The organism is Ochrobactrum sp. A-1 (assembly GCF_022488005.1).
Lineage (GTDB): Bacteria > Pseudomonadota > Alphaproteobacteria > Rhizobiales > Rhizobiaceae > Brucella.
Genome location: NZ_JAKVQC010000003.1, coordinates 380747 through 406656 on the forward strand (window position 1 = coordinate 380747; position 25910 = coordinate 406656).

The window sequence follows — 25910 nt, forward strand, 5'->3', positions numbered from 1 at the left end:
CTTTTACGCAAACTGAAACCGGTCTCGCGACCACAAATAGAAAAGCCGCCCGAAATGGGCGGCTTTTTGGAAAAATGTTTGAGGTATGTGACTTACGCTGCGCGCTGTCCGCCATTGCCGTTGGCATTGCGACGCTTGCGGCGGAACGGACGCTTCGCTTTCGGTGCAGCATCACCGCTCGCGTGAGCGCCTCCGCGATGTTCCCCAGCCTTCGGAGCGGCACGGCGCGGCTTCTGTGGCGTTCCGCCTTTACGATGCCCGGTCTTCTGCGGACGCTCGCCTGGAGTGGCAGCTCGCGGAGCTGGAGCCGGCGCAAGCTCCACAGGTGCATCCTTGATCGGAAGCTTGTTGCGCGTCACACGCTCGACCGCTCTCAGCTTGGATTCTTCCGCTGCTGGATCGTAGAGCGTGATTGACGCGCCACTGGCACCATTGCGACCCGTGCGGCCAATACGGTGGACATAGGTTTCCGGCTCATCCGGCAGATCGTAATTCACGACATGGCTGATGCCGGGCACATCGATGCCACGAGCAGCAATGTCGGTCGCGATCAAGATCCGCAACGATCCATCACGGAATCCGTTCAGCGCGCGCTGACGGGCATTCTGCGATTTGTTGCCGTGGATGGCGGCGACTTCATAGCCATCGCGTTCCAGATGACGGACCACCGCATCGGCACCGTGCTTCGTACGGGTGAAGACGATGACCGAGCGCATGGCCTTATCGCCCAGCAGCGCAGAAAGAAGACGACGCTTCTCCTTGGTGTGCACGGGATGCACGACCTGCGTGATTTCGGCAGCCGTCGTTCCCTGCGGAGCGACTTCGACACGAACCGGATCGCGCAGCAGGCTCCCGGCCAGCGATGCGATTTCCTTTGGCATTGTCGCCGAAAACAGCGCGGTCTGACGGTCGGAATGGGTTGCCTTTGCGATGCGCTTCACGTCGTTGATGAAGCCCATATCCAGCATACGGTCAGCCTCATCGAGAACGAGCCAGCGCGTCTGTGACAGGTCTACCAGACCGTCACGCATCAGGTCGGTCAGACGACCGGGCGTGGCGATCAGAACGTCGATGCCCGGCGCGATACGCTTGATCTGGGACAGCTTGGAAACGCCACCAAGAACCAGCGCTGTCGAGATATGCGCGTGTTTGGAAACATTGCGGATCGTCTGTTCAATCTGCACGGCGAGTTCCCGCGTCGGTGCGAGGATCAGTGCGCGTGCGGTCTTCGGACGGCGCTTGTCGCCGAGGCCGATGATTTTTTGCAGGATAGGCAGGCTGAAAGCCGCGGTCTTGCCGGAGCCGGTCTGGGCGATGCCCAGAATATCGCGACCTTCAAGCTGGTGCGGGATCGCCTGTAACTGGATAGGCTTCGGCTCGGTCATGCCAGCGGCTTCAACGCCCTTGAGCAAAATGCCGGTAACGCCAAGAGCGGCAAAACCGCCCGTAATTTCTTTTGTCAATTCAATCTCTTTCGGCGGCACCATGATTGTCACGGTCCGCATCCAAATGCCGGTCAAGCGCAACTTGCCGAACTCTATCTGTTCAATGATAACGACGGGACGCCGAAGCTTGTAAACTCCTGGCGACTTGCGCTGCCGTGCCCGAACATTTTCTCGGGTCTCCCCGCTTCCGGACCATTCCGGAAGACAGAGGCGAGACGCAACAAGTCCAATGCCGGGAAAGCCGACGAAAACGTCGGCCCATGCGCCTGACGCGGCATATGGGGTGTTTTCGCCGAAAAAGCAACTGATTTCGCTTAAGCCACCGAAATCAGATGATGAAATCAGCGAGCACCTGATTGTCCGTGATGTCCTGATAGGCCCAACCGGCTTCTGCAAATTTCTTTTCCAGAAGCTTGAAGTTTGATGCGTTCTTCGTTTCGATGCCGATCAGCACGGAACCGAAATTGCGCGCCGATTTCTTCAGATATTCGAAACGCGCAATATCATCTTCCGGTCCCAGAAGATCGAGGAATGAACGAAGCGCACCCGGCCTCTGCGGAAAGCGGAAGATGAAATATTTCTTCAAGCCTTCGAAGCGCAGTGCGCGCTCACGCACATCCGGCAGGCGTTCGAAATCGAAATTGCCGCCCGAGACAACAATGACGATGCGCTTGCCTTTGAGATCACTCTTCTTGAAATCCTTTAGCGCATCGATGCCGAGCGCGCCGGCAGGTTCAAGCACAACGCCCTCAATATTGAGCATTTCGATGATCGTTGCGCAAAGCCGGTTTTCCGGAACCGTTATGACAGTTTTCGGATCGAACCCTTTGAGAAGCTTAAAGTTTTCCTTGCCGATCTCAGCAACAGCCGCACCATCGACAAAATTGTCGACATGGGTGAGCTTGATACGCTTGCCTGCCTCAAGACTTCCTTTCAGGCTCGCTGCGCCCTGGGGCTCGATGAAGCGGAAATTCGTCTTCCAGCCCAGATCGGAAACATATTGCGTAACGCCACCGGATAGTCCGCCGCCGCCGACAGGCAGCAGGATGAAGTCGGGCTTCTTCCCCTCAGGCAGTTGCCGTTCGATCTCAAGCGCCACCGTAGCCTGCCCTTCGACGATACCGGGATGATCGAAAGGCGGTACCATCACGCCCTTTTGGCTTGCGGCAAATTCCTGTGAGGCAGCATAGCAAACATCGAAAATATCACCCACCAGCTTGATTTCGATGAACTCGCCACCAAAAGCGCGGGTCTTGTCGATTTTCTGCTGCGGCGTCGTAACAGGCATGAAAACCACGCCCTTGCGGCCAAAATGACGGCAGACGAATGCAAACCCTTGCGCATGATTACCTGCAGAGGCGCAAACGAACACCACATTCTTGTCTGTTGTTTCGACCGCTTTGGAAATGAAATTGAAGGCGCCGCGAATCTTGTAGGAGCGAACGGGAGTAAGGTCTTCGCGCTTGAGCCAAATCTCCGCACCGTACTTCAGGGACAAGTAATCGTTGAGCTGCAGCGGTGTTTCGGGAAACAACGCGCGCATTGCCTTTTCGGCCTCGGATACGGATTTGACGAAGGCAGTCATTATTCGACTTTCTGCATTTCCTACGGGTTTTAGCCCATCGCTACATGGGTTTGACAATGCAGACAAGGTTGAAGCTCGCCAGACCGTGAAATCAACGATTTAGAGTAAGCATATATTCGGCAATGCTAACTGTTGATGTTAGCAGGCTTTGTGGCTTGAATTCATGATATAAATCATGACATAGACAATGGCAATTGCTGCGGTCGTGGCGAAATTGGTATACGCAACGGACTTAAAATCCGTCGTCTTTTAGACTTGCGGGTTCAAGTCCCGCCGACCGCACCATTCTCCTTTTTTACTCTCTGTTTTTCCGTTATCCGTTACGGGCAACCTCGCCTTGACGGTTTGCTGCCCTATCCTCCTGTCTTCCCCTTATCGAAACAGATGCAGACGGAACAATGGAAGAGCAAGCCACACAGATTATCGCGAATACAAACGCATTCGTTCTCCAGATTTACGACCTTCTCATACGATATTCGGTCTCCACTCTCGGCGCGCTGATTATCCTTTGTGTCGGCTGGTTACTCGCCGGAATCCTTCAGAAATGGACGATACAGTCGTTATCGAAAATTCGCGGCTTCGATCAAACGCTTGTCGGCTTTTTCGGCGCTGTCGTCCGATACGGCATACTCGTCATCATTCTGGTTATGGTTCTTGGACAGTTTGGCGTCCAGACAGCTTCCATTCTCGCAGCCCTCGGTGCAATTGGTCTCGCAATTGGGCTAGCGCTTCAGGGCACGTTACAGAACATCGCTGCAGGCATCATGCTTCTGGTACTCCGACCGTTTCGCGTCGGGGAATATATCAGCGCCGGCACCATTGTCGGCACGGTACAGGACGTCGGCTTGTTCGCGACGGAGCTTAAAACCGGCGACGGGCTTTACGTACTGGCCCCCAACTCCTCGCTCTGGAATACGCCCGTCACCAATTACAGCCGCATGAAAACCCGCATGCACGATTTCAAGGTCGGGATTGGCTATGAAGACGATATCGATCAGGCATTCGCTATCATGAAAAGTGTCATTGAGGATCAGGAAGGTGTCCTATCTACACCTGTCCCAGCCTATTTCGTATCGCAGCTCGGCGACAACGCCGTCGTTCTCAGCGCCAACTACTGGGTAAACAGCGCAAAATATATACAGGTTTCCCGCCATACGATCAAAGCGGTGAAGGTCGAGTTCGACAAAGCAGGGATCAACATTCCCTACCCGCAAATGACTTATCATGTTGTTGAAAAAGACAATAAAACAGAAGGTACTAAATAAGTTTTCTAAATGATCACCTTGGGAAAAGCCGCAGACTGAATCTGCGGCCTTTCCATATCTCACATGGGCTTAGCTGTGCAGCTTGGCGGTGATTTCTGCAACACGTTTACCCTGAAACCTGGCTCCGTCCAATTCCTGATCTGAAGGCTGGCGAGAGCCGTCACCGTCCGCGGTCGTCGTCATCCCATAGGGAGCACCGCCGCGCACCACATCGTTCCCCATCTGCCCCTGATAGGCGTAGGAAAGTGGGACAATGATCATGCCATGATGCTGCATCTGCCACTGTGTGGAAATCAACGCCAGTTCCGCACCGCCATGCTGTGTGGCAGTTGAAACCATCACCGATCCGACCTTGTTAATGAGAGCGCCTTTCGCCCAAAGTCCGCCGGTCTGGTCGAGAAAATTCTTCATCTGGGCAGCCATCATGCCGTAGCGGGTAGCGGTACCGATAATGATGGCATCGTAATCGGCAAGCTCAGCCGGTGTGGCGATTGGCGCATCCTGATCGACCTTATAATGCGAGGCTTTCGCAACATCAGGTGGAACCAGTTCGGGCACCCGTTTGAGGGTAACCTCCGCACCGCCTTCCCGCGCCCCTTCTGCAGCTGCCTTGGCCATTTTTTCCATATGACCATAGGCCGAATAATACAGCACCAGCACTTTAACCATGTGACGTCTCCATATCCCGTTTTGTGAGGCCCCAACCTCGACAGGTTCAATTAGGGGAGCGGCCTTCTTTGGAAAGACGCAACTTCTCGCAAACGAAGGAAATGCTGAAATAAAGCAGTTGCAGCCTTGTCCTGCTGGCGCTTAACTGATGCCAGAAAATGGAGTCTGGATATGACCAACAATCCGCAGCAAGCCGTCAAGGCCGCCATGCTGGCAATTGGCGACGAGCTTCTCTCGGGCCGCACCAAGGACAAGAATATCGGACATCTTGCCGATGTCCTGACAGCGGCGGGCATTGATCTCAAGGAAGTACGGATTGTTCCGGACGAAGAAATAGCCATTGTAGCGGCTCTCAATGCGTTGCGACCGCATTTTGATTATATCTTTACGTCAGGCGGGATAGGCCCTACCCATGACGACATTACCGCTGATGCCGTTTCCACGGCCTTTGGCGTGCCGTGTATCTATGACGAGAAAGCCATGAAGCTGCTCGGCGACAATTATGCAAAGCGCGGACTGGAATTCACCGACTCACGCAAGCGCATGGCGCGCATGCCACAAGGTTCGGAGCATATCGCCAACCCAATCTCTGCTGCGCCGGGTTTTCATATCGGCAATGTCTATGTGATGGCGGGTGTGCCGTCTGTCTTTCAGGCGATGCTCGACAATGTTCTGCCTACCTTGAAGACGGGCCGCAAACTTCTGTCCAGATCAGTACTCTGTCCCTTTGGCGAAGGCGTAATCGGGGCTCCTCTGACGGAAATCCAGAAAGAAAACCCCGACACGATTATCGGTTCCTATCCGAAATTCGAAAATGGGCGTTTCAGTACAGAGTTGGTTGTACGTGGAAGCGATCCAGAAAAAATCGATACGGCAATCCATGCAATCGAAAAAATGATCTCGTCGCTCGAGACTGAAGGGGCAGCTTAATCCTCTGCAACCTTTTGCCCGCGCAACTCGTTGCACTATATGCTAAAATAGAAAAACAGCCGGAAGGAGTTCGGTCATGTCCTACAAGACGGTGGTTGCCTATTCTCGCAGTGAATCCGAGTTGAAACGGGTGGTGTCCGCCGTTGGACTTCTAAAGCAGAAAGTGCCTGATATTCATGTCATCGGGCTCTATTCCATTCCTTCTCCTATCGTCTATGCCGACCCGAACGGCTTCATCGATCCGGGAATGTTCGAATTGCATGATAAGCAGCACAAGGAGCTGTCCGAAAGACTGAAACATGTCTTCGAAGAGGAAATGCGCCGTCAGGGCATCAACTATGAGTATCGCATCACGCGTTCGGAAACGGGCACAGCCGCAGACGGCGTGCTGACGGCATGCCTGGGAGCGGAATTGCTGGTTGCCGGACAGCCCGACCCGGACGATCCCGCCACCAACGACGAAACCGCCGATACAATTGTTTTCAATTCGAGCTGCCCTGTTTTGCTGGTTCCCTATGCGCCGGTGCTGCAGATGGTGTCGCTCGACCGCATCGTCGTCGCCTTTAACGGCAAGCGGGAAGCTGCCAGGGCCGCATTCGACGCCCTGCCCTTGATGAAACATGCAGACAGAACGGAAATCGTTTGGGTCGATCCGCCGGAAATCGAAGGCGAGGATCAGGCTTTGGCGAGCCATGATATTGCAGAAGCATTGTCGCGGCACGGCATCAACGTAACCCCTACCGCCATTGCATCCAACGGACGCTATGCGCAGGATGCGTTGCGGGAACATATCATCGCGGAACGCGCCGATCTCCTGGTGATGGGGGCTTACAGTCATTCCCGGTTGCGAGAACTGGTCTTTGGCGGCGTAACGCGTTCCATGTTGAACGAGCTTCCCATTCTTACGCTTTTTTCCCGTTAGAAAAGCCTGTTTCAGCCATTTTTCTCGCCAACCGGCGTACAATGACACGACACGCTTGCAAGAACACCATTTTTGCGGTTATCAGCATCACCCGGCGCTGACTATGCCGGGTGGAGAGCCTTTTCCTCTCCCGCCGCCCGCCTGAAATGGGCGCGGATGAAGAAAAGCTGCAGATCCTGACAGTTACAGCGCTTGGCAATCCGTCACAGCGCATTTTTGGTTTTTAAAGGTCCGGAGAACGAACTCCGGATCGTTCCACGGAGCGTTTCGATGTCCTTGCCAGATAAAGCCTTTCCCGTTTCCTGGGATCAGTTCCACCGCGATGCCCGCGCCCTCGCCTGGCGCATTTCCGGCATGAATCGCGAATGGCACGCAATTGTCGCGATCACCCGTGGCGGTCTGGTTCCTGCTGCCATCGTTTGCCGTGAGCTGGGCATTCGGCTCATCGAAACCGTCTGCATCGCGTCCTATCATGATTACACCTCGCAGGGCGAAATGCAGATTCTCAAGGGCGTAAGCGAAACGCTTCTGGAAAATGGCGGCGAAGGCGTCATCGTCGTTGATGATCTGACCGACACCGGCAAAACCGCGGCCATCGTGCGCGAAATGATGCCGAAGGCCCATTTTGCAACGGTCTATGCCAAGCCTAAAGGCCGTCCGCTGATCGATACCTTTGTAACAGAGGTTTCTCAGGATACCTGGATCTACTTCCCCTGGGATATGGGCTTCACCTATCAGGAGCCGATCGCAGGCGACAAGCGCGGCTGACACGTTGCGCATCCGGTCAGAGAACCGGCGCGAACTCGATATCCGTTTTATAAAAACGCTATGAAACGAAAACAAATGAACGCGGTTGCGGTGATATTTCCGCCGCAATCGCACCTTATGGAAAGCGCTCCGAATAAAGCCGATTAAGGGCGGATAGCGTTTTCAAGGCTGCTATCCCTACCCCGAAGTTTAGTAATACCTTTAAAATAAAAGCTTTTTTCAAATATTTTCAAAGGTCTGTTGCCTAACTAACCAGTTGTTATTTTGGCGAATCGGATCATGCTATCAGCAAAAAGGGGATTTTCGCGGTGAAGTCGCAAGTAAAACAACTGATTGCAACCGAAAAGCGTATTCTGACGCCTTCCGGTCGTTTGCAGCAAGTTGCGGCGCTTGTTTATCGTCGCGATATGGGCTCCCTCAAAGTTCTCGTCATCACGAGCCGCGGAACAGGCCGCTGGATCATCCCCAAAGGCTGGCCGCAAGTCGGTCGCACGCTTGCGGAAACAGCACTTCGTGAAGCCTATGAAGAATCTGGCATTCGTGGTGAGGTTTCTCCCGTACCAATTGGCAGTTTCTGCTATTGCAAGACGGATCTTCCGCCTGAACGCATAAACCAGTTCACGGCAGCGGTATTCGCGGTGCAGTTTACTGGGCAGGAGAAAGACTGGCCTGAACGGGATCAACGTATATGCGAATGGGTGTCGCCGCAGGAGGCGGCCCATCGTGTCGAAGAAACCGAATTGAAGCAGATATTGAATCAGTTTGGTGATTCGGGGATCGCTGCGGCTGCCGAGTAACCAACTGGCGGCCTGCCTTGACAATATTTACTCTGGATAGCGGTCTTTCTGCGGGGATTTCCGCTTGCTTTAGCGCATTCTGCCTAAATTACCCTTCAAGTTGCCACTACAAGCGGCTTTTCTGGCTCCCAAAATCTTGTAGCCGGCTTGGTTCGCAAAAGTGTCGCTTCTCCCCGTTATCCACATTTGATCCGAGCTGTTACGCACAATATCTAGATGCTGGAGCGTTGCAGTAAACCATTGCTTGACGGTCGCAGCCGAGTCGTTTTTTATGGGGTTATCGTTGCGTAAGTAGCGTGATCGGATGTTGTAATCTGCCGGTCTTTTTTTCGGTCAAGTTGAGTATCGAACGGGCGTAGCGCTTTGAAGGTGCGATTTTCGCTCGGTGCTTTCTTGCGCCCAGAATCTGGGCGTGCCGGTCTCTGGAGAAGCAGATGCAGCGTCGAGCAGAAACAGCGTTAACACTAGATTTAGTATTTGCGCTCATGCTTCTTACAAGATAAGGTGTTTTTCGTTCCGCTGATTTTGAACTGCGATAGTGCCAGCAAGGTTGCAATTAAGCTCCCCTGAGGCGTTTTTTCGTGGCTTTAGATGAGGTGGAAGTGGATTTCCGGGAGTTTTCTCCCCAACAGCACGTTCTTCCCCGCAGAAGAGCTGTTTTGACAGAGACGCGATACAGACAGGCCGTGGCTGAAAACCGTCACTAGAGCTACTATATATAGAACGTTTGGATGGGACAGATGAAGATCGAACGCCGTTTCACGAGAGAGAATCAGTCGGCCTATGCGGACATCGCGTTCCGGACTGCGACCAGCGAGATCAAGAATCCCGATGGATCCATCGTATTCCGTCTCGAAAACATCAATGTGCCCGCGCAGTTCAGCCAGGTTGCCGCTGACATTCTCGCGCAGAAATATTTTCGCAAGGCTGGCGTTCCCGTACAGCTGAAGAAGGTCGAGGAAAACGACGTTCCTTCGTGGCTGTGGCGCTCTGTTGCCGATGAGGAAGCACTCGCCAAGCTGCCGGACAATGAACGCTATGGCTCCGAAATGGACGCCTGCCAGGTTTTTGACCGTCTCGCTGGCACCTGGACCTACTGGGGCTGGAAGGGTGGCTATTTCGCCTCCGAGGAAGATGCCCTCGCCTTCCGCGACGAGCTTGCATACATGCTCGCAACGCAGCGCGTGGCTCCAAACAGCCCGCAATGGTTCAACACTGGCCTGCATTGGGCCTATGGCATCGACGGTCCCGGTCAGGGCCATTTCTATGTTGACTGGCAAACCGGCAAGCTGACGAAGTCCAAGTCGGCCTACGAACATCCGCAGCCGCATGCCTGCTTCATCCAGTCCGTTGGCGACGACCTCGTCAATGAAGGCGGCATCATGGATCTGTGGGTCCGCGAGGCACGTCTGTTCAAGTATGGTTCCGGCACTGGTTCCAACTTTTCCTATCTGCGCGGCGAAGGTGAAAAACTGTCTGGCGGCGGCAAGTCTTCCGGCCTGATGAGCTTCCTCAAGATCGGCGATCGAGCTGCTGGCGCCATCAAGTCGGGTGGCACGACCCGCCGCGCTGCGAAGATGGTCGTGGTCGACATCGATCACCCGGATATCGAGGAGTATATTGATTGGAAGGTCAAGGAAGAGCAGAAGGTTGCTTCGCTCGTTACCGGCTCCAAGATTGTCAAGCAGCATCTAACCGCCATCATGAGGGCTTGCGTCAACTGCGAAGCCGACAATGATGATTGCTTCGATCCATCGAAGAACCCTGCCCTGAAGCGCGAAATCAAGGCTGCAAAGAAAAACCAGGTTCCGGAAAACTACGTCAAGCGCGTGATCCAGTTTGCGCGTCAGGGCTATACCGATATTCAGTTCAAGACCTATGACACGGACTGGGATTCGGAAGCTTATCTCACCGTATCAGGCCAGAACTCCAACAATTCCGTCTCGCTGAAGGACGAATTCCTGCGCGCTGTCGAAAACGACGGCGACTGGAACCTGACAGCTCGTCGCGACGGTCGCGTCATGAAGACGCTGAAGGCGCGCGATCTTTGGGAAAAGATCGGTTACGCCGCCTGGGCGTCCGCTGATCCGGGCCTGCACTACAACACGACCATGAATGACTGGCACACCTGCCCGACGGCTGGTCCGATCCGTGCTTCCAATCCTTGCTCGGAATATATGTTCCTTGACGACACGGCCTGCAATCTGGCGTCGATCAATCTGCTCACCTATCGCAACAAGGACGGTTCGTTCGATATTGCGGCTTACGAGCACACGGCACGCCTGTGGACCATCGTTCTCGAAATCTCGGTGATGATGGCGCAGTTCCCGTCGAAGGAAATCGCCCGCCTCTCCTATGAGTACCGTACGCTCGGCCTCGGCTATGCCAATATTGGTGGTCTGCTGATGACTTCCGGTATTCCTTATGACTCCGACGAAGGCCGTGCGATCTGCGGCGCGCTGACGGCGATCATGACCGGCGTGGCCTATGCCACCTCTGCTGAAATGGCAAAGGAACTCGGAACTTTCCCGAGCTATGAGCCAAATGCCGAGCACATGCTGCGCGTCATTCGCAACCACCGCCTCGCTGCCCATGGCGAGACCGAAGGTTATGAAGGCCTTGCCGTCAATCCAGTGGCGCTGATTGCCGAGGATTGCCCCGATCAGGACCTGATCACCCATGCACGCGCGGCCTGGGACAAGGCGCTGGAACTCGGCGAAAAGCACGGCTACCGCAACGCACAGTCCACTGTCATCGCGCCGACCGGCACGATCGGCCTCGTCATGGACTGCGACACGACCGGCATTGAACCGGACTTCGCATTGGTGAAGTTCAAGAAGCTGGCCGGTGGCGGTTACTTCAAGATTATCAACCGCGCCGTACCGGAAGCACTCCGCACGCTCGGTTATTCGGAAAGCCAGATCGCCGAAATCGAAGCCTATGCTGTCGGTCATGGCAATATCAATCAGGCACCGGGCGTCAATCCGTCGTCGCTGAAGTCCAAGGGCTTCACCGATGAGAAGATCGAAGCCCTGAATGCCGCTCTCAAGAGCGCCTTCGACATTAAGTTCGCTTTCAACAAGTGGACGCTGGGCGAAGACTTCTGCAAGGACGTGCTGAAACTCACCGACGAACAGCTCAACGATTTTTCGTTCGAAATGCTGCCGGCGCTGGGCTTTGCCAAGAAGGACATAGAAGCCGCCAACATCCATGTTTGCGGTGCAATGACCCTCGAAGGCGCACCTTTCCTCAAGGAAGAGCATTACGCCGTGTTCGATTGCGCCAATCCATGCGGCAAGATCGGCAAGCGCTATCTGTCAGTGGATAGCCACATCCGCATGATGGCTGCCGCGCAACCGTTCATTTCGGGTGCGATTTCCAAGACGATCAACATGCCGAACGATGCCACCGTCGAGGACTGCAAGAACGCCTATATGCTGTCCTGGAAGCTGGCCCTGAAGGCCAATGCGCTTTACCGTGACGGTTCCAAGCTTTCGCAACCGCTCAACGCTGCGCTGATCTCCGACGATGAGGACGAAGACGATGCAGTCGAGGCACTGATCGAAGCGCCAGCAGCCGCTCGTGCCGTTCAGGTGACGGAACGTATCGTCGAGAAGGTTGTCGAAAAGATCGTGCATGAGCGCGATAAGCTTCCGAACCGTCGTCAGGGATATACGCAGAAGGCGGTTGTTGGCGGACACAAGGTCTATCTGCGCACCGGCGAATTCGGTGACGGACGCCTTGGCGAAATCTTCATCGATATGCACAAGGAAGGTGCTGCCTTCCGTGCGATGATGAACAACTTCGCCATCGCGGTGTCGCTCGGCCTGCAATACGGTGTGCCGCTCGAAGAATATGTGGAAGCCTTCACTTTCACGAAGTTCGAACCGGCCGGTATGGTCATCGGTAACGATGCCATCAAGACCGCGACGTCGATCATCGACTATGTCTTCCGCGAACTGGCTGTATCCTATCTCGGTCGCAATGACCTCGCCCATGTCGACACAAGCGATTTCGGCAATACGGCGCTCGGAAAGGGCATCAAGGAAGGCAAGACCAATCTGGTTTCGACCGGCTGGACGCGCGGTTACAAGCCTACGCTGGTGACGAATTCGGGCAACGAAGCCAAGGGATCGACGAGCTCGGCACCGCAGGCTTCCAATGTCACAACCTTGAAGTCGTCGGCACCGGCGAGTAATCGCCCTGCAACTATCGGTCTGGTGACGGACGGTGCAACCGCCTTCAAGCGCGAGTTCGAGGAACAGCCTGCTCCGGCGCAACAGCAGGAAAGCTCATCGGCAACCGAACTTTTCTCGGATAAGGCTGCCGCAGATGCTGCCTCTGCCCGTGCAGAAAGTGCAAATGCTGCCAAGAAGCTGGAAGCTGATCGACGCATCAAGTCGATGATGCAGGGCTATACAGGCGATAGCTGCACCGAGTGTCAGAATTTCACCATGGTTCGCAATGGCACCTGCCTCAAATGCGATACTTGCGGAGCAACGAGCGGCTGCAGCTAAGATTAGATTGTATAAAAATAATAAGAAAAGCCCGCCTTGCGCGGGCTTTTCTGTATTCTTAACCTGTAGAAATAGAATGTGCACGCCGAATGTAATCATATAGCTACATGTAACAATTCAATTAATTTGGGAACGAACTGACTATTCCAACGTTCAGTCTAAGCAACCGAACGTATAAAGGAGATAGTTATGTTCAGAACTAAACTTCTGACGACGACGTGTGCATTGCTGATTGGCGGCGCAGCTTATGCTCAGACAACCGCGCCAGCGCCCGCCCCTGCCGAGCCCCCGGCAGCAGCAGAGGAAATGCCGGTTTCCTCCAAGGACATGTTTGGCAATCCCACATCGGGTGAGACCGACAAAGTCGGCTTTCTGGAGCCGAAAGAAGGCCAGCTTCTGGTCTCCTCTTTCATCGGGCAGAACGTTTATGAAAGTGACGCAGCTGACGCCCAGACCGTTGGTAAACTGAATGACCTTATCGCTAGCCCAGAAGGTGAGATTGAGGCCGCAGTGATCGGCGTGGGCGGCTTTCTTGGTATCGGTGAAAAGGATGTTGCCGTAAGCCCGGATCAGTTGCAGCTTGCAACCCGTAGCGACGGCAAAAAATGGCTGGTCATCAAGGCAACCAAACAACAGTTGACGGATGCACCAGCATTTGACCGCTCTAAGCTTTTTGCGGATGGCGTAGCCGACCCTTCAGCGGCAAACGAGACGAATGCTCCGGCAACTGATGCGCCAGCAAGCGACACGGCTCCCGCATCGCCACCTCCGGCACAGTAATATCGTTTCAATATTCAACACACAAGTCTACCCCGGCCTATTGGCCGGGGTTTTAATGAAAAATGGGTACTGCTCGCGGTTGAAATCTTCATACGACCGCCTTAATTCCCGGTAGAACACACTACAGTCACCGCAGCACAGCTTTTAAATCTCACCAGGTTAATCTCAGGAAAGTCTATTGTCGGAATTTTTTATTGCTCATCCTTGGGCGGAAACGCTTAGCGCGCTCGGGGGATTATTTCTTTCAGCTTTCATTGCGAACTTTCTGATCAAGGCAATTTTGCTCAAGCTACTTGATCGTATTGTCCAGAAAACATCGTTCGGGCAAGACGAAGAGCTCAAGAAACACGGTGTCATCAGCCGTCTTGCCAACATCGTTCCGGCCTTGATTATTTCATCTGGAATCATGGCGGTTCCGGGACTCCCCGAAGGCGTGATCACGGTCATCCGGAATGTGGCTATCGCCTTTATCATTCTGACGCTGGCTCTGGCGGTCAACGCCGTGTTCGGGCTTGTCGACACGCTCTATCATCGCCGTCCAGAGGCGAGATTCCGCCCCATGAAGGGCTATATTCAGGTCGCCAAGCTGGCGGTTTATATCATCGCGACCGTCCTCATCATCGCGACATTGCTGGACAAATCGCCGGTTATCCTTCTTTCGGGTGTCGGTGCCATGGCCGCCGTGCTTATCCTGGTCTTCCAAGATACGTTGCTTTCACTGGTCGCCAGTATGCAGATCGCCTCTTCCAATATGGTCCGTGTTGGCGACTGGATCGAAATGAAGAACCTCGATGCCAATGGCGATGTGACGGAAATCGCGCTCTACACCGTCAAGGTCCAGAACTTCGACAAGACGATCACTACCATTCCAATCCGCAAACTCATCACCGAGCCGATGAAGAACTATCGCGGCATGCAGGAATCAGGTGGGCGACGCATCAAGCGCGCGCTTTACATCGATCAGAACACTATTCGCTTTCTGTCGGATGAGGAACGAGCCAGACTTGGTACCGTTGACTGGCTGGCGGATTATCTACCGAAAAAGGCCAAGGAAATCGCCGAATGGAACCAGAAGTTAGGCGACCGCGCCAACAATCCGGTCAACAGGCGCCAGTTCACCAACATCGGTACGTTTCGCGTCTATGTGGACAATTATCTGCGCAATCATCCCGGTGTGCATAAAGGCATGACGTTACTGGTGCGCCAGATGGACCCTACGCCTGAAGGCCTGCCGCTTGAAATCTACTGTTTTACGAACACAACCGTCTGGGCATCCTTCGAACAGATCCAGTCGGATATTTTCGATCACCTTTATGCAGTTTTGCCAGAATTTGGCCTCAGCGCCTTCCAGAATCCGAGCGGCAATGATTTTCGCAAACTGACGATCAGTGCGCCTGTCGGACAGCCTCAATAATCTTGGCGTTTAGGTGCTGAACATTGTAGCGCGCACGTGATGGTGTCAGGCCAAGACGGACTACAGCAAGATGCATCGATGGAACGATCATCACGCTTTGCCCGTCATGCCCTGACATCCAGAAAGCATCTTCCGGAATGCCGTCCTCACCTGCCTTCACACCGCTAATCTGCAGCCAGACTTGTGCCGAACCATAGCGTCCTTCGGACTCTGGCCTGGGTTTGTGCATAAATGAAATAAAGTTCGCTGGCAGGACAGGCTTTCCGTACAGATTTCCGCCATCCGCGAGAAACGCGCCGAGCCGTGCCCAATCCCGGGCCGTAGCGTACATATAGGAAGAACCGGCAAAGACGCCCGATGCATCCGTTTCCAGAATGGCACTGCTCATGCCAAGCGGACCGAAAAGTGCCAGTCGTGGATAGGCCAGAGCCTCCTCGCGACTATTGAAACTGTCCATGAACAGCTCTGACAGAATATTGGCCGTTCCACTGGAATAATTGAATTTTGTCCCTGGCGCTGCCTCGAGCGGTAAAGACGCAGCAAAGCCAGCCATGTTCGGCTCCAGATAAAGCATGCGCGTGACATCGGTGACGGTGCCGTAATCTTCATCGAAGCGCAGGCCGCTATTCATCGCCATCAGGTTTGCGAGAGAAATCTTCGTCCGTTCATCGCTTTTCCATTCCGGCAAAAGCGCGTTACTTTCCAAACTCATGCGCCCTTCCGCAATGCGCATGCCAATCAATGTCGCAACGACGGACTTGGTCATGGACCAACCAAGCAAAGGCGTATCGGCGTTAAAACCCGGACCGTAATTCTCGGCGATCAGCTTGCCATCGCGGATGACCGCAATCGCGCGCATACCTGGACCAGCAAGTGCCTGATCCTCAATCACAGCCTGCACTCCTGGGTCGGCCTCAATCTGGATCGGCTCCGCCGGTACCTGCGGGTCTGCTGGAATTTCAACGCGCAAATCGTCTTTCAGGATATTCGCGCATCCAAGTGCAGGGCGATAGGTTGCGGTACTTGGCGCAAAAAAACCGAAAATACGCACCGTCACGCTGGTGTTATTCTTGTCGAGAGAGGCATTCAGAAATCGCAGAAGCGGGTTTCCCGGTGCCTGAACATCGTCTGCAAGGACGGCATCAGCATCCCGGTCCGTAATAAAAACATTCGAGCAGATGATCTTGGCGGCATAGCCGGTTCCGACACGCAAAAGTTCAGGCGGCTTGATGGCCAGCCAGAAAGTTACTCCAAGCACAATGGCAAGCAGAAGACCACCGACAAACTTCAAAATGCGCTTCATGCTGCCCCTCGCGAATAATCATATGTCGGATCATATCAGGCCGAGATAACTTGCCAACTCCCGCGCGGCGCTGCCGCCTGCCCTGTTTGCACCGATGGTCGAGGCAGACGGGCCATAACCAACAAGATGGATGCGAGGATCAGCGGCAACCTGTGTCGCCAAACGACCGGTCATGAGGATGCCACCTTCCGTATTACGTAATTGCAACGGGGCAAGATGGTCAAGCGAGCTACGAAATCCCGTGCACCACAGAATAACATCGAAGGATTGTTCGGTTCCGTCGTCCCACTGAACACCCGTTTCCGTGATCTCGCTGAACATTGGCAACCTGTTGAGCACACCCCGAGCACGGGCAGCTTCGATTGCCGGCGTCAACGGCAGGCCTGTCACTGAAACCACCGAGCCCGGCGGCAGGCCGCGGCGTACACGTTCTTCCACCAAAGCCACGGCAGCACGGCCAAGCTCCGGCGTAAACGGGCCTTCCCGGAAAGCAGGCTCCTTCCGCGTGACCCAAACAGTTTCCGTCACACGCGATATCTCATCCAGAAGTTGCACAGCAGAGATGCCCGCGCCGACAACCAGAACACGTTTGCCCTTGAAGACATCTGCTGTTTGATAGTCACGTGTGTGAAGCTGCAGGCCTTTGAACAGTTCTGCACCGGGATAAGGTGGAATATAGGGCGTTTCCCATGTACCAGTTGCGTTGATGATCCCGCGTGCCGAATAGTTGCCCCGATCGGTCTCCACACGAATCCGTTCTCCGCGGTCACAAACCACTTTGACCATGACGGGCCGGTGCACTGGAAGATCGAACTTTTCTTCATATGCGCGATAATATTGTGGGACAGCAACTGATGCGCGCACTTCGCCATTGGTCGTTTCGACGATATCCTCAAACTTCATGCCGGGGAGATCGTGAATCGCGTTCGCGGTTCTGAGCGTCAGCGAAGGCCAGCGGAATTGCCAGGCTCCGCCCGGCCCTGCAGCCTTGTCGAGAACCACGAATTGCCGCTCTCCTGCAAGCCCAAGCTTATTTAAATGAAAGGCCGATGAGAGCCCCGCCTGTCCGGCTCCAATGACCACGATATCGACCTTGCGGGCGACTTTCACATGGCCGTTATCGGCTGGCTGATGATCGACGGACTGTGTATCTGACATGATGCGCAACAAGCTTCCAAACATTATCGGTGTCCGTAGATAGGGATCAGACGACGGCACTGAAAGCCACGCCTATCCCACTGCCGCAGTGCCGCGCAGTCTTTTGTTGCGCCCCTCCCATACACTCACGACCAGCATGATAACCGTCGTCAATATGCCCATTTCCAACAGATTGGCCACATAACCGACCGGGATCGCAACCATCAGGGCCAGAACGCCGAAAAGGTGCGATATGGGAATGACACCATAGACGACCTTCTTGTAGATGGCGCTGCCAATCAGATAGATCGCCGGTCCTGCCACCAGAATGAGAACATAAGACGTTTTCAACGGATCGTGTGGGTGCTCCATCACCAGATCGTTTCCGACTGCCGTTGCGATAATACCTGCAACCAGAATGGCATGGACATAATGGAAATATGCGCCAATCCGCCCGGAATCGGTGGAATGGGTGATTGTTTCTGTTGCGTCCTTACTGGAAGTGCCAAAATACAGCCACCACATGGCAAGCGTACCGACAAAAGTTGCAAGCAGGGCCGACATGAGAGCCATGTTCCATTCTTCAGCACTGGAAAGGGACGCACCAGTAGCCAGCAACGTTTCGCCGAGCGCCACGATCACGAACAACTGGCATCGTTCTGCAAGATGTCCCCCCTCGATGGTCCAGTCGCTGGTATGGGAACGTCCGAGGCCCGGTAGCGCAAAGCCCAGCATCGGCGATAAGTATTCGCAAAGCACGGCAATCAACCACAAGGCCATACGAGCCTCATGCTCGACAAAACAACCGGCTATCCAGAAAACAGCTGAAATCACAAACCATCCGAGCATTCGCCGGTAATTGGCAGCAAGCGGATGGTTCTGTCCCAAAACAAACACGATATAGGCAGTCCGCCCAACCTGCATTGCCACATAAGTCAGTGCGAATATCCAGCCTTTGTCTGCAAAAGCGCCGGGGATGGACGATGCCATAATCAAACCAAGCAGCATGACGCAGAACAATAGGGTGCGTATCTGCGGCGTCTCCGGGTTGAACCAGTTTGTTACCCAGCAGGTATATTGCCAGCCGAGCCATACTGCGAACCAGAGGATCAACGTTTCCACAACGCCGGTCAGCGTCAGATTGTGCAAAAGCTCATGGCTCAATTGTGTAACTGCGAAAACATACACCAGATCGAAGAACAGTTCCTCGAAGGTAACACGGGCATGATGCCCGTCTCGTTGTCTCAAAAGCGGGTGTGCAGCGACGGTAGAAGCTGTATTCATGCGAATGTACCTTCCCCTCAGACGGCAAGCATTCAATGCTCCTGTCTGGCAGATTAGCCCGCAGTCGATCAGCCGTATATCCGAATGTGCTGATTTCCACTTAAAGAAGGTCGTGTCAGCTTATCTCTCGCGGAGCGTGTTGCCTGCCCTGAGCCATGCATCGATACCGTCCGCCGCCGCACGGCCCATCGCGAAACAGGCAGTCAGAAGATAACCGCCGGTTGGAGCCTCCCAGTCGATCATCTCTCCTGCAACAAAAATGCCAGGCAGCTTTGGCAGCATGTAGTTCTTGTCGATTTCGTGCCAACGAATACCGCCTGCCGACGAAATCACTTCATCCAGCGGGCGTGGACGGAGCAGCGGAATGGAAAGAGCCTTGATCGTGGCGGCCAGCGCTTTCGGGTTTCTGTCGCGGGTGAACTCCGTCACAAGAGCTGCCTTCACGCCGGTCAGACCTGCCGCCTTGCGCAGAAGATTGCCGAAGCTCAGCTTTGTATCGTGTCGGGAAATATCGGCTACCAGCCGTTCGAGAGTTCGTCCCGGAACAAGATCCAGCGTCAGAAATGCCGTTCCGCTTTCTTGCAGGCTGTCGCGCAGAGCAGCGGAATGCGCATAGACGAGGCTACCCTCGACCCCTCCGCGCGTAATGACAAACTCGCCCTGTGTCGTGCCTGCACCGGACGTCACAGTGACCGACTTCACCGGCTCACCGGCGAAGCGTTCGGCAAAAAAATCACTCCAGGCAACATCAAAACCGCAATTTGCAGGTTGAAACGGCACTATATCGATTAATTTGCGTCGAAACTCATCAATCCAGAGGCCATTGGAACCGAGTTTTGGCCAGCTTCCGCCACCAAAAGCAAAGAGCACAGCGTCACATGTAATCGTCTGAATACCATCCGGGTTCTCGATACGGAGACCATTGCCCTCGAAGCCAAGCCAGCGATGTCGAGTGAGAATGCGAACACCCTGATTTTCCAGACGTTTTCCCCACGCGCGCAGAAGCGGCGACGCCTTCATCGCTTCGGGAAAAACACGACCTGAGGAGCCGACAAAGGTGGCGGCACCCAGTTCATCGGCCCAAGCGCGCAACTCGCTCGAACCAAAAGCGGTCAAGGCCGGTAATATACGGTCACTGCTTGAGCCGAACCGCTTCGCGAAAGCTGTAAAATCTTCCGAATGCGTAATATTTAGACCAGACTTGCCAGCAAGCAGGAACTTGCGGCCAACCGTGGGCATCTGCTCGTAGACGGTCACACAATAGCCTCGCGCTGACAGTCTTTCGGCGGCCATCAGACCAGATGGCCCTCCTCCAAGTATAGCGATACTGCCTTCAGGCATCACGGTGTAAGCCTAGCCGAAGCATTAATCCTGCTTCTCCAGCATTTCCTTAACAGTTGTCGCCAACTGTTTGAGTGAGAATGGCTTTGGCAGGAAACCAAACTTGGCATCGGCTGGAAGATTGCGTGCAAATGCATCCTCCGCATAACCTGATACGAAGATGAACTTGATGTCGGGATAAGTCTTGCGCAGTTCGCGCAGCAGCGTCGGGCCATCCATTTCAGGCATAACTACGTCCGATACGACGATATCCACCTCACCGCCAAGTTCGGCCATGACCTCAAGCGCTTCGACACCGGACGCTGCTTCGTGAACGGTATATCCGCGCGACTGAAGTGCACGCACGCCGCCCATACGGACCGCATCCTCGTCTTCCACCAGAAGCACCGTTGCCGAACCGGAAAGATCAGTCGCTTTCTCGACCTTCTTTTCCTTCACAACGACTGGCGCATCATCAGCGCGTTTTTCTTCAATAAGACGCGGCAGGAAGATCTTGAACGTTGTGCCTTTTCCAACTTCGGAATCACAGTAGATGAAGCCACCGGTCTGCTTGATGATGCCATAGACCATCGACAGACCGAGCCCGGTGCCCTTACCCACTTCCTTCGTCGTAAAGAACGGCTCGAAAATCTTTTCAAGCACGTCCGCAGGAATACCCGTTCCGGTATCTTCCACTTCGAAGACCACATAATCCGCTTCCGGCAGATCACGATAATGAAGCTTTGCGGCTTCCTGCGTCGACACGTTACGCGTACGCAACGTGATTGCACCGCCTTCCGGCATGGCGTCGCGTGCATTGACTGCCAGATTGACGGCAACCTGCTCGAACTGTCCGAGATCGGCCTTTACAGGCCAGAGATCGCGTCCATGATCGATCTTCAGCTCGATATCCTTGCCGACGAGACGTGCCAGCAGCATCCGCAGGTCTGCCAGAACGTCGGTCAGATCGAGCACTTCCGGACGGAGCGTCTGACGACGCGAGAACGCCAGCAACTGACGCACAAGCGAGGCCGCGCGATTGGCATTCTGCTTGATGTTCATGATGTCCGGGAATGACGGATCGGATGCGCGATGGTTCGTCAGCAGCAGATCCGACGACATGATGATCGCTGTCAGAACATTGTTGAAGTCATGCGCAATGCCGCCGGCGAGCTGGCCGACGGCCTGCATCTTCTGGCTCTGTGCCATCTGGTTTTCGAGAGCTTTCTGCTCGGTCGTCTCGACGGCCGAAATAATCGCCGCCTCTTCGGCGCGTTCGCCACCAAGATCGGTTACCGGGCTCATGTAAAAGCGGATATGTCGCTCTTCATTACCCGGCAAAACCGTATCGACAGGCGAAATGCTCGCCTGCCCGGCGAAAGCGGCTGCAAGTGCCCTGTTGAAAGTCTCTCGGTCGCGCTCGTGCACGACGATCTCAAGCTTTGCATTGCCATCGATCGCATCACGATCGACAACCGGAGCGAAAATATCGAGGAAGCGCGCATTGGTGCGCAATATATGTCCAGCGGAATCAACCGCAGCGATGGCCATCGGAGCCGAGTTGAAGAAACGCGTGAAGCGTACTTCGGCGGAGCGCAGCGCCATCGATGAATCTTCACCCTCCGCACGATCCAGAACGATAGTACGGCTCGTACCGCGTGTTCCATCACGCGCGGCCTGAACACGGTGATAGAAGCGAACAGCGAGGCTCTGTCCATTCCGCTTGATAAGATCAAGATCAATGACAGTGTTACGGCTCGTGCCCGGCTCGGCTTTAACCGCCTTGATGAGCGCCATCCCGCTGCCCGCCACGATATCGTTGAGTGTCAACGATCCCGGCGTGAACTGGGTCAGATCGACGCCAAGCCATTCCGCAAGCGTCGCATTGAGATAGATGATCCGACCCGAAGGATCAGCGGAAAAGAAGCCCGCTGGTGCGTGGTCAAGGTGATTGATGGCTTCCTGCAGTTCCTGAAAGAAACGCTCCTGCTCCGCGCGCTCATCGGAAATATCGGCGATCTGCCAGGCAACGAGCGGGCTTTTGAATTCCTGCCCCGCCTCGATGGGACGTGCCTTGATGCGATACCAGACCGGAGCCAGCGAACCATGAGCTTCACGAGAAAGACCGCCGGAAAGCCGTACTTCCTCCTGTGCCGACAGACCATCGCGAACGGCATTCGTCAGGCGATAAATGGCATCGGACGCTGCCGGTTCAGCCGTCAACACATTATCAAGTGAGCGAACGCCTTCGGCATTAGCAACTCCGGTCATGGCAGCATAAGCCTGATTGGCATAAACAATCTGGCCGCGCGCATCGGAAATAACCGTTCCTTCCGGCTGGGAATCCATGAAGGAGTGCGCGAGATCCTGTTCGCCGTTCTTCTGACTGAATTGAATGAGGCCAGTTGCAGCACCGAAAAGATAGAAGACGCCGACCATCGACAGAATGCCCATGAGAACGAGGGCAAATCCGTCTCCCAACCGATCGCGAAACACAAAATAGGCAATTGCGGCGACGGTCAGCAAAATGCCAACGATCAACAGGCGAAGGGCACCACTGCGATTGCGCTTGGGCATTACGAGCGGTTTCGGGTAAGCGTTGTCCGTCTGTCGCGACATCAAGCCTGCTGCCCTTTCATGTTGCGTGGCTGGGTATCAACAGGCACCAGGATGCCATGTGCTTTTTCGATCAGCCAAGACGTCATTTCAATCATCCGCATATCCGATTTTCTCGAATGCATTTTCTGCGCAGTCTAGCCATCGCGTGGGTACGCGCAGCCAATATGTCAGGGTATATCCGATTCGCAGAATGCTTTAATCGGCGAGCAGTACAAGCATTGCTGCACTGAAACGGTGCAAATTGGACTTTTTTGCACTGTTTTGCCTGGGGATCATATATTTCCCGCATTTCCAAGAAACATTCCCAAGGCATAGAAATTCAATTACTGTACCAAACATGTGATGATGCGGAGTGTCGGGGGAAACGCAGTCTCCATTCGTCGCAGGTTTTTCGTTTATTGTATAAGAGGGTATCCGCATGAAGGAATGGCTCAGCGGCATCGTTGGAGAGAGCGCGGCTAATATTGTCGGCTTTATCCTAATATTTGCGATCATTCTTGGCGGAATTTTCGTTGTTCTCAGTATCATTCGTCGTTTCAGCGGCGGTACCTTCGTCTCCAACGGGCGCACACGGCAGCCCCGTCTTTCAGTGATGGATGCGGCGGCGGTGGACAGCCGACGCAAGCTTGTCCTTATCCGCCGTGACGATGTGGAACACCTGCTGCTCATCGGCGGACCAACCGACGTCGTGGTGGAACAGAATATAGTCATGGAATCGCGTGCCCACGCGCGCGTGCAAGCTTCACGCATAGAGCCAGAGCACATTGAACGCTTCAAACAGCACGAAGCAACACTGACCAATGAAAAGGCGGAGCGCCCTGCTCTTCCACTGCAAACACCACAGGCCGAAGAGAAGGACGAAGCGATCCAGATCACGTCCGCAATTGAAACACCGACTTATCGCAAGCCTGAGCCAGTACGAGAAGAGCCTGCTCAGCAGACTGTTGCGCCTGTACGTGTTCCGCCACAGGCTCCGACGGCCCCCATCCCGCCGCGTTCACCTGTTGAGCCGAAATCCGTTCAGCCGGTCCAGCCTCGACCGCAACAACCACGCCCGGCGCCCAACTATCCGCCACAACCCCGCACCGTATTGCCGCCCCGTCCCGCTCAAGCTCAACCGCAGTCAACCCGTGCCCACCCGGCCTATCCGTTGAGCCAGGTTTCACGCGGCGTTCTGAGTTCGACCTCTTCCGGAGCGACTGCCGCCGCCGGTGTTGCCATCGCATCGGTTGCTTCTGCAAATCTCGGCAGCATCGTTCCCGAGCGTGAAACAACGGTCACGGACAAATCTCCCTCGGTCGACGTGACCGAACCCACGGTCTCCTCGACTGCGGCACCTGCGTTCAGCACTCCTTCGGAACCGAAGCGCGTGGAGCCTGAAATCACGGTTGCCGAGCCAAAACCGGTAGAATCCGAAGCGGTTACAGCCGAAACGCCAGGCGATGATCTGGCCGACCTCGGCGACGCGTTACACAGCTCGATCACTGCGGACGTCAATTCGGAAAGCGTCGCAAGCGATGAAGCCAAGGATGCTATCTCGTTTGACGCAGAGTTCTTCGAAAATGAACTTCTGAGTTCACTTGATATTTCTGCTACGGACGATGCCGTTGAAGACAAAGCCAAGGATGATATCGAAGATGAAATGGAAAAACTTCTCGGTGAATTGACCAAGGATGAAATTCGCAGAAGCTGAGCTCCCAGCCAATGTACATCTCGATAAAAAATAGGCTGCGGAAACCGCAGCCTATAATTTTTTTAAACTGTCTTGAAACTTAGTCGTCGCGATAGACTTTTTCACGACGCTCATGACGTTCCTGCGCTTCGATAGATAGCGTAGCGATCGGACGCGCATCAAGCCGCTTCAAGCTGATAGGTTCTCCCGTTTCCTCGCAGAAGCCGTAGGTTCCTTCATCAATACGGCTCAGGGCCGCGTCGATTTTGGAGATCAGTTTGCGCTGTCTGTCGCGAGCACGTAGCTCAATTGCCCGATCCGTTTCGGAGGATGCCCTGTCCGCCAGGTCCGGGTGGTTTGCATTTTCCTGCTGTAGCGCTTCAAGCGTTTCACGCGCTTCTCGCAGAATATCATTCTTCCACGCGATCAGTTTCGCGCGGAAGTAAGACTTCTGCCGCTCATTCATGAACGGCTCGTCTTCAGTGGGCCTATAGTCAAGGTCAATCAATTCACTCATTCTGAATTACCCCACATCTAGGAGACGCGAGCGGTTATATAGTTCCATAGCAACAAGGACACAACATCAAACAACCGTATCCCACTACTTTTTAGTGCATCAATTTTGTATGATTTTGCATTAAAATTATGCAGTTTAAAAATGCATGGGAATAGTTGCTCTTTGAACTATCATAATAACTTCAATCTATTGCTAATAAAATGGGTACATTTTTCACTTACAGATACCATCAGCCTGCGGCAGCATAACGAGCCTATTAATTAGGCAGTCACCTACTGTAAATAATGCTGACAGACATCAAAAAATCGGGAGAATGGGCTTCTGGACTGCTCAATTGCGCTCCAATTATGGCCGGAAATGCTCTCTAAACACAGCTTGGAACGTTACAGATGAGTCGTTTACTTCTCCTAAGACATGCCAAAGCCGCATGGGCAAAACCCGGAATGAAGGACTTCGACCGCCCTCTAGATCAGGAAGGGAAAGCTTCGCTTGACCGGCTTGCAAGGACAATGAAGTCAATCAACCTATATCCTGATCGGGTGGTTCTTTCCGGTTCGTGTAGAACGAGAGAAACCGCGTTCGGTATTATTGAACGTTTGGGTGCAGAGGTCGAAACCATAATCGATGATACCATCTATAGCGGCGGGGCAGCTGACTATATGCGAGCCATACGTGAACATGGCGATGTGCCGACGCTGATGCTCGTGGGACACAATCCCAGCATAGAAGATCTGGCGCTGGCCTTATGTGGCGATGGTAATAGGGATGGTCTCTTGAAGCTCCGCGCAGGTTTTCCCACTGCCGCACTGGCAAATATTACGTTTCCTGCTTCACTGGGCGAAATCGAACGCGGCAGTGGTTATCTCGAAAGCTTTATGCTGCCTCAGTAGATTTTCCGTAAGTGCAGCAACATTCCTTGCCAAGACCGCAGACGCGCCCCTATCTATACCGCTGACAGATCAATGA

The 25910-nt window shown here is 54.3% G+C and carries 19 protein-coding genes and 1 tRNA gene; 11 read left to right on the top strand and 9 right to left on the bottom strand.

The window, feature by feature from the left end; all coding sequences use genetic code 11:
• Positions 1-92: 92 nt before the first annotated feature.
• Positions 93-1487, bottom strand: coding sequence for a DEAD/DEAH box helicase (locus MKS82_RS03595; protein WP_109988220.1), 1395 nt, complete (start codon positions 1485-1487; stop codon positions 93-95).
• 286 nt (positions 1488-1773) lie between these two features.
• Positions 1774-3033, bottom strand: coding sequence for a threonine ammonia-lyase IlvA (gene ilvA / locus MKS82_RS03600; protein ID WP_181394295.1), 1260 nt, complete (start codon positions 3031-3033; stop codon positions 1774-1776).
• Positions 3034-3229: 196 nt separating this feature from the next.
• On the opposite strand from ilvA, the gene MKS82_RS03605 reads away from it, so the two are divergent.
• Positions 3230-3315, top strand: a tRNA-Leu gene (locus MKS82_RS03605).
• A gap of 113 nt (positions 3316-3428) precedes the next feature.
• Positions 3429-4295, top strand: a complete 867-nt coding sequence (locus tag MKS82_RS03610; protein WP_109988141.1) for a mechanosensitive ion channel family protein — start codon at positions 3429-3431, stop codon at positions 4293-4295.
• Positions 4296-4364: 69 nt separating this feature from the next.
• Here MKS82_RS03610 and wrbA read toward each other — a convergent pair whose 3' ends face one another.
• Positions 4365-4964 (bottom strand): NAD(P)H:quinone oxidoreductase type IV, encoded by a 600-nt coding sequence (wrbA, locus tag MKS82_RS03615; protein ID WP_109988142.1) that lies wholly within the window; start codon positions 4962-4964, stop codon positions 4365-4367.
• A 171-nt stretch (positions 4965-5135) separates the two neighbouring features.
• On the opposite strand from wrbA, the gene MKS82_RS03620 reads away from it, so the two are divergent.
• From MKS82_RS03620 to MKS82_RS03650, 7 genes are all read left to right on the top strand, one after another.
• Positions 5136-5894, top strand: a complete 759-nt coding sequence (locus MKS82_RS03620) for a competence/damage-inducible protein A (RefSeq protein ID WP_109988143.1) — start codon at positions 5136-5138, stop codon at positions 5892-5894.
• A gap of 76 nt (positions 5895-5970) precedes the next feature.
• Positions 5971-6816, top strand: coding sequence for a universal stress protein (locus MKS82_RS03625; RefSeq protein ID WP_109988144.1), 846 nt, complete (start codon positions 5971-5973; stop codon positions 6814-6816).
• A gap of 270 nt (positions 6817-7086) precedes the next feature.
• Positions 7087-7584, top strand: a complete 498-nt coding sequence (gpt, locus tag MKS82_RS03630) for a xanthine phosphoribosyltransferase (protein WP_109988145.1) — start codon at positions 7087-7089, stop codon at positions 7582-7584.
• A 308-nt stretch (positions 7585-7892) separates the two neighbouring features.
• Entirely contained in the window at positions 7893-8381 is a 489-nt protein-coding gene (locus MKS82_RS03635) for an NUDIX hydrolase (protein WP_109988146.1), read from the top strand.
• A gap of 740 nt (positions 8382-9121) precedes the next feature.
• Complete coding sequence (locus MKS82_RS03640; protein ID WP_109988221.1) at positions 9122-12898, top strand: vitamin B12-dependent ribonucleotide reductase; 3777 nt, start codon at positions 9122-9124, stop codon at positions 12896-12898.
• Positions 12899-13087: 189 nt separating this feature from the next.
• The gene (locus MKS82_RS03645; RefSeq protein ID WP_109988147.1) at positions 13088-13678 is read left to right on the top strand and encodes a PRC-barrel domain-containing protein; all 591 of its coding nucleotides are present in this window, start codon (positions 13088-13090) and stop codon (positions 13676-13678) included.
• A 178-nt stretch (positions 13679-13856) separates the two neighbouring features.
• Positions 13857-15092 carry a mechanosensitive ion channel family protein gene (locus MKS82_RS03650; protein ID WP_109988148.1) on the top strand — a complete coding sequence of 412 codons (1236 nt, stop codon included), beginning with the start codon at positions 13857-13859 and terminating at the stop codon, positions 15090-15092.
• Here the strand turns inward: MKS82_RS03650 and MKS82_RS03655 are convergent.
• The 5 genes from MKS82_RS03655 to cckA all read right to left on the bottom strand — a co-directional run bounded on the left by MKS82_RS03655 (position 15064) and on the right by cckA (position 22755).
• Entirely contained in the window at positions 15064-16395 is a 1332-nt protein-coding gene (locus MKS82_RS03655; protein WP_109988149.1) for a serine hydrolase domain-containing protein, read from the bottom strand. The two genes, MKS82_RS03650 and MKS82_RS03655, sit on opposite strands and share 29 nt — an antisense overlap.
• A gap of 30 nt (positions 16396-16425) precedes the next feature.
• Complete coding sequence (locus MKS82_RS03660; RefSeq protein WP_109988222.1) at positions 16426-17553, bottom strand: NAD(P)-binding domain-containing protein; 1128 nt, start codon at positions 17551-17553, stop codon at positions 16426-16428.
• A gap of 72 nt (positions 17554-17625) precedes the next feature.
• Complete coding sequence (locus MKS82_RS03665; RefSeq protein ID WP_109988150.1) at positions 17626-18816, bottom strand: low temperature requirement protein A; 1191 nt, start codon at positions 18814-18816, stop codon at positions 17626-17628.
• Positions 18817-18936: 120 nt separating this feature from the next.
• Complete coding sequence (locus MKS82_RS03670) at positions 18937-20157, bottom strand: TIGR03862 family flavoprotein (RefSeq protein WP_109988151.1); 1221 nt, start codon at positions 20155-20157, stop codon at positions 18937-18939.
• Between the two features lie 24 nt (positions 20158-20181).
• Positions 20182-22755 carry a cell cycle histidine kinase CckA gene (cckA, locus tag MKS82_RS03675; protein ID WP_109988152.1) on the bottom strand — a complete coding sequence of 858 codons (2574 nt, stop codon included), beginning with the start codon at positions 22753-22755 and terminating at the stop codon, positions 20182-20184.
• A gap of 418 nt (positions 22756-23173) precedes the next feature.
• Between cckA and MKS82_RS03680 the strand changes: the two genes are divergently transcribed.
• Positions 23174-24448, top strand: a complete 1275-nt coding sequence (locus MKS82_RS03680) for a flagellar biosynthetic protein FliO (RefSeq protein ID WP_109988153.1) — start codon at positions 23174-23176, stop codon at positions 24446-24448.
• Between the two features lie 79 nt (positions 24449-24527).
• Here MKS82_RS03680 and dksA read toward each other — a convergent pair whose 3' ends face one another.
• On the bottom strand, positions 24528-24944 hold the full coding sequence (gene dksA / locus MKS82_RS03685; protein WP_006466858.1) for an RNA polymerase-binding protein DksA: 417 nt from the start codon (positions 24942-24944) through the stop codon (positions 24528-24530).
• 389 nt (positions 24945-25333) lie between these two features.
• On the opposite strand from dksA, the gene MKS82_RS03690 reads away from it, so the two are divergent.
• Positions 25334-25834 (top strand): SixA phosphatase family protein, encoded by a 501-nt coding sequence (locus tag MKS82_RS03690; RefSeq protein WP_109988154.1) that lies wholly within the window; start codon positions 25334-25336, stop codon positions 25832-25834.
• Positions 25835-25910 lie beyond the last annotated feature (76 nt).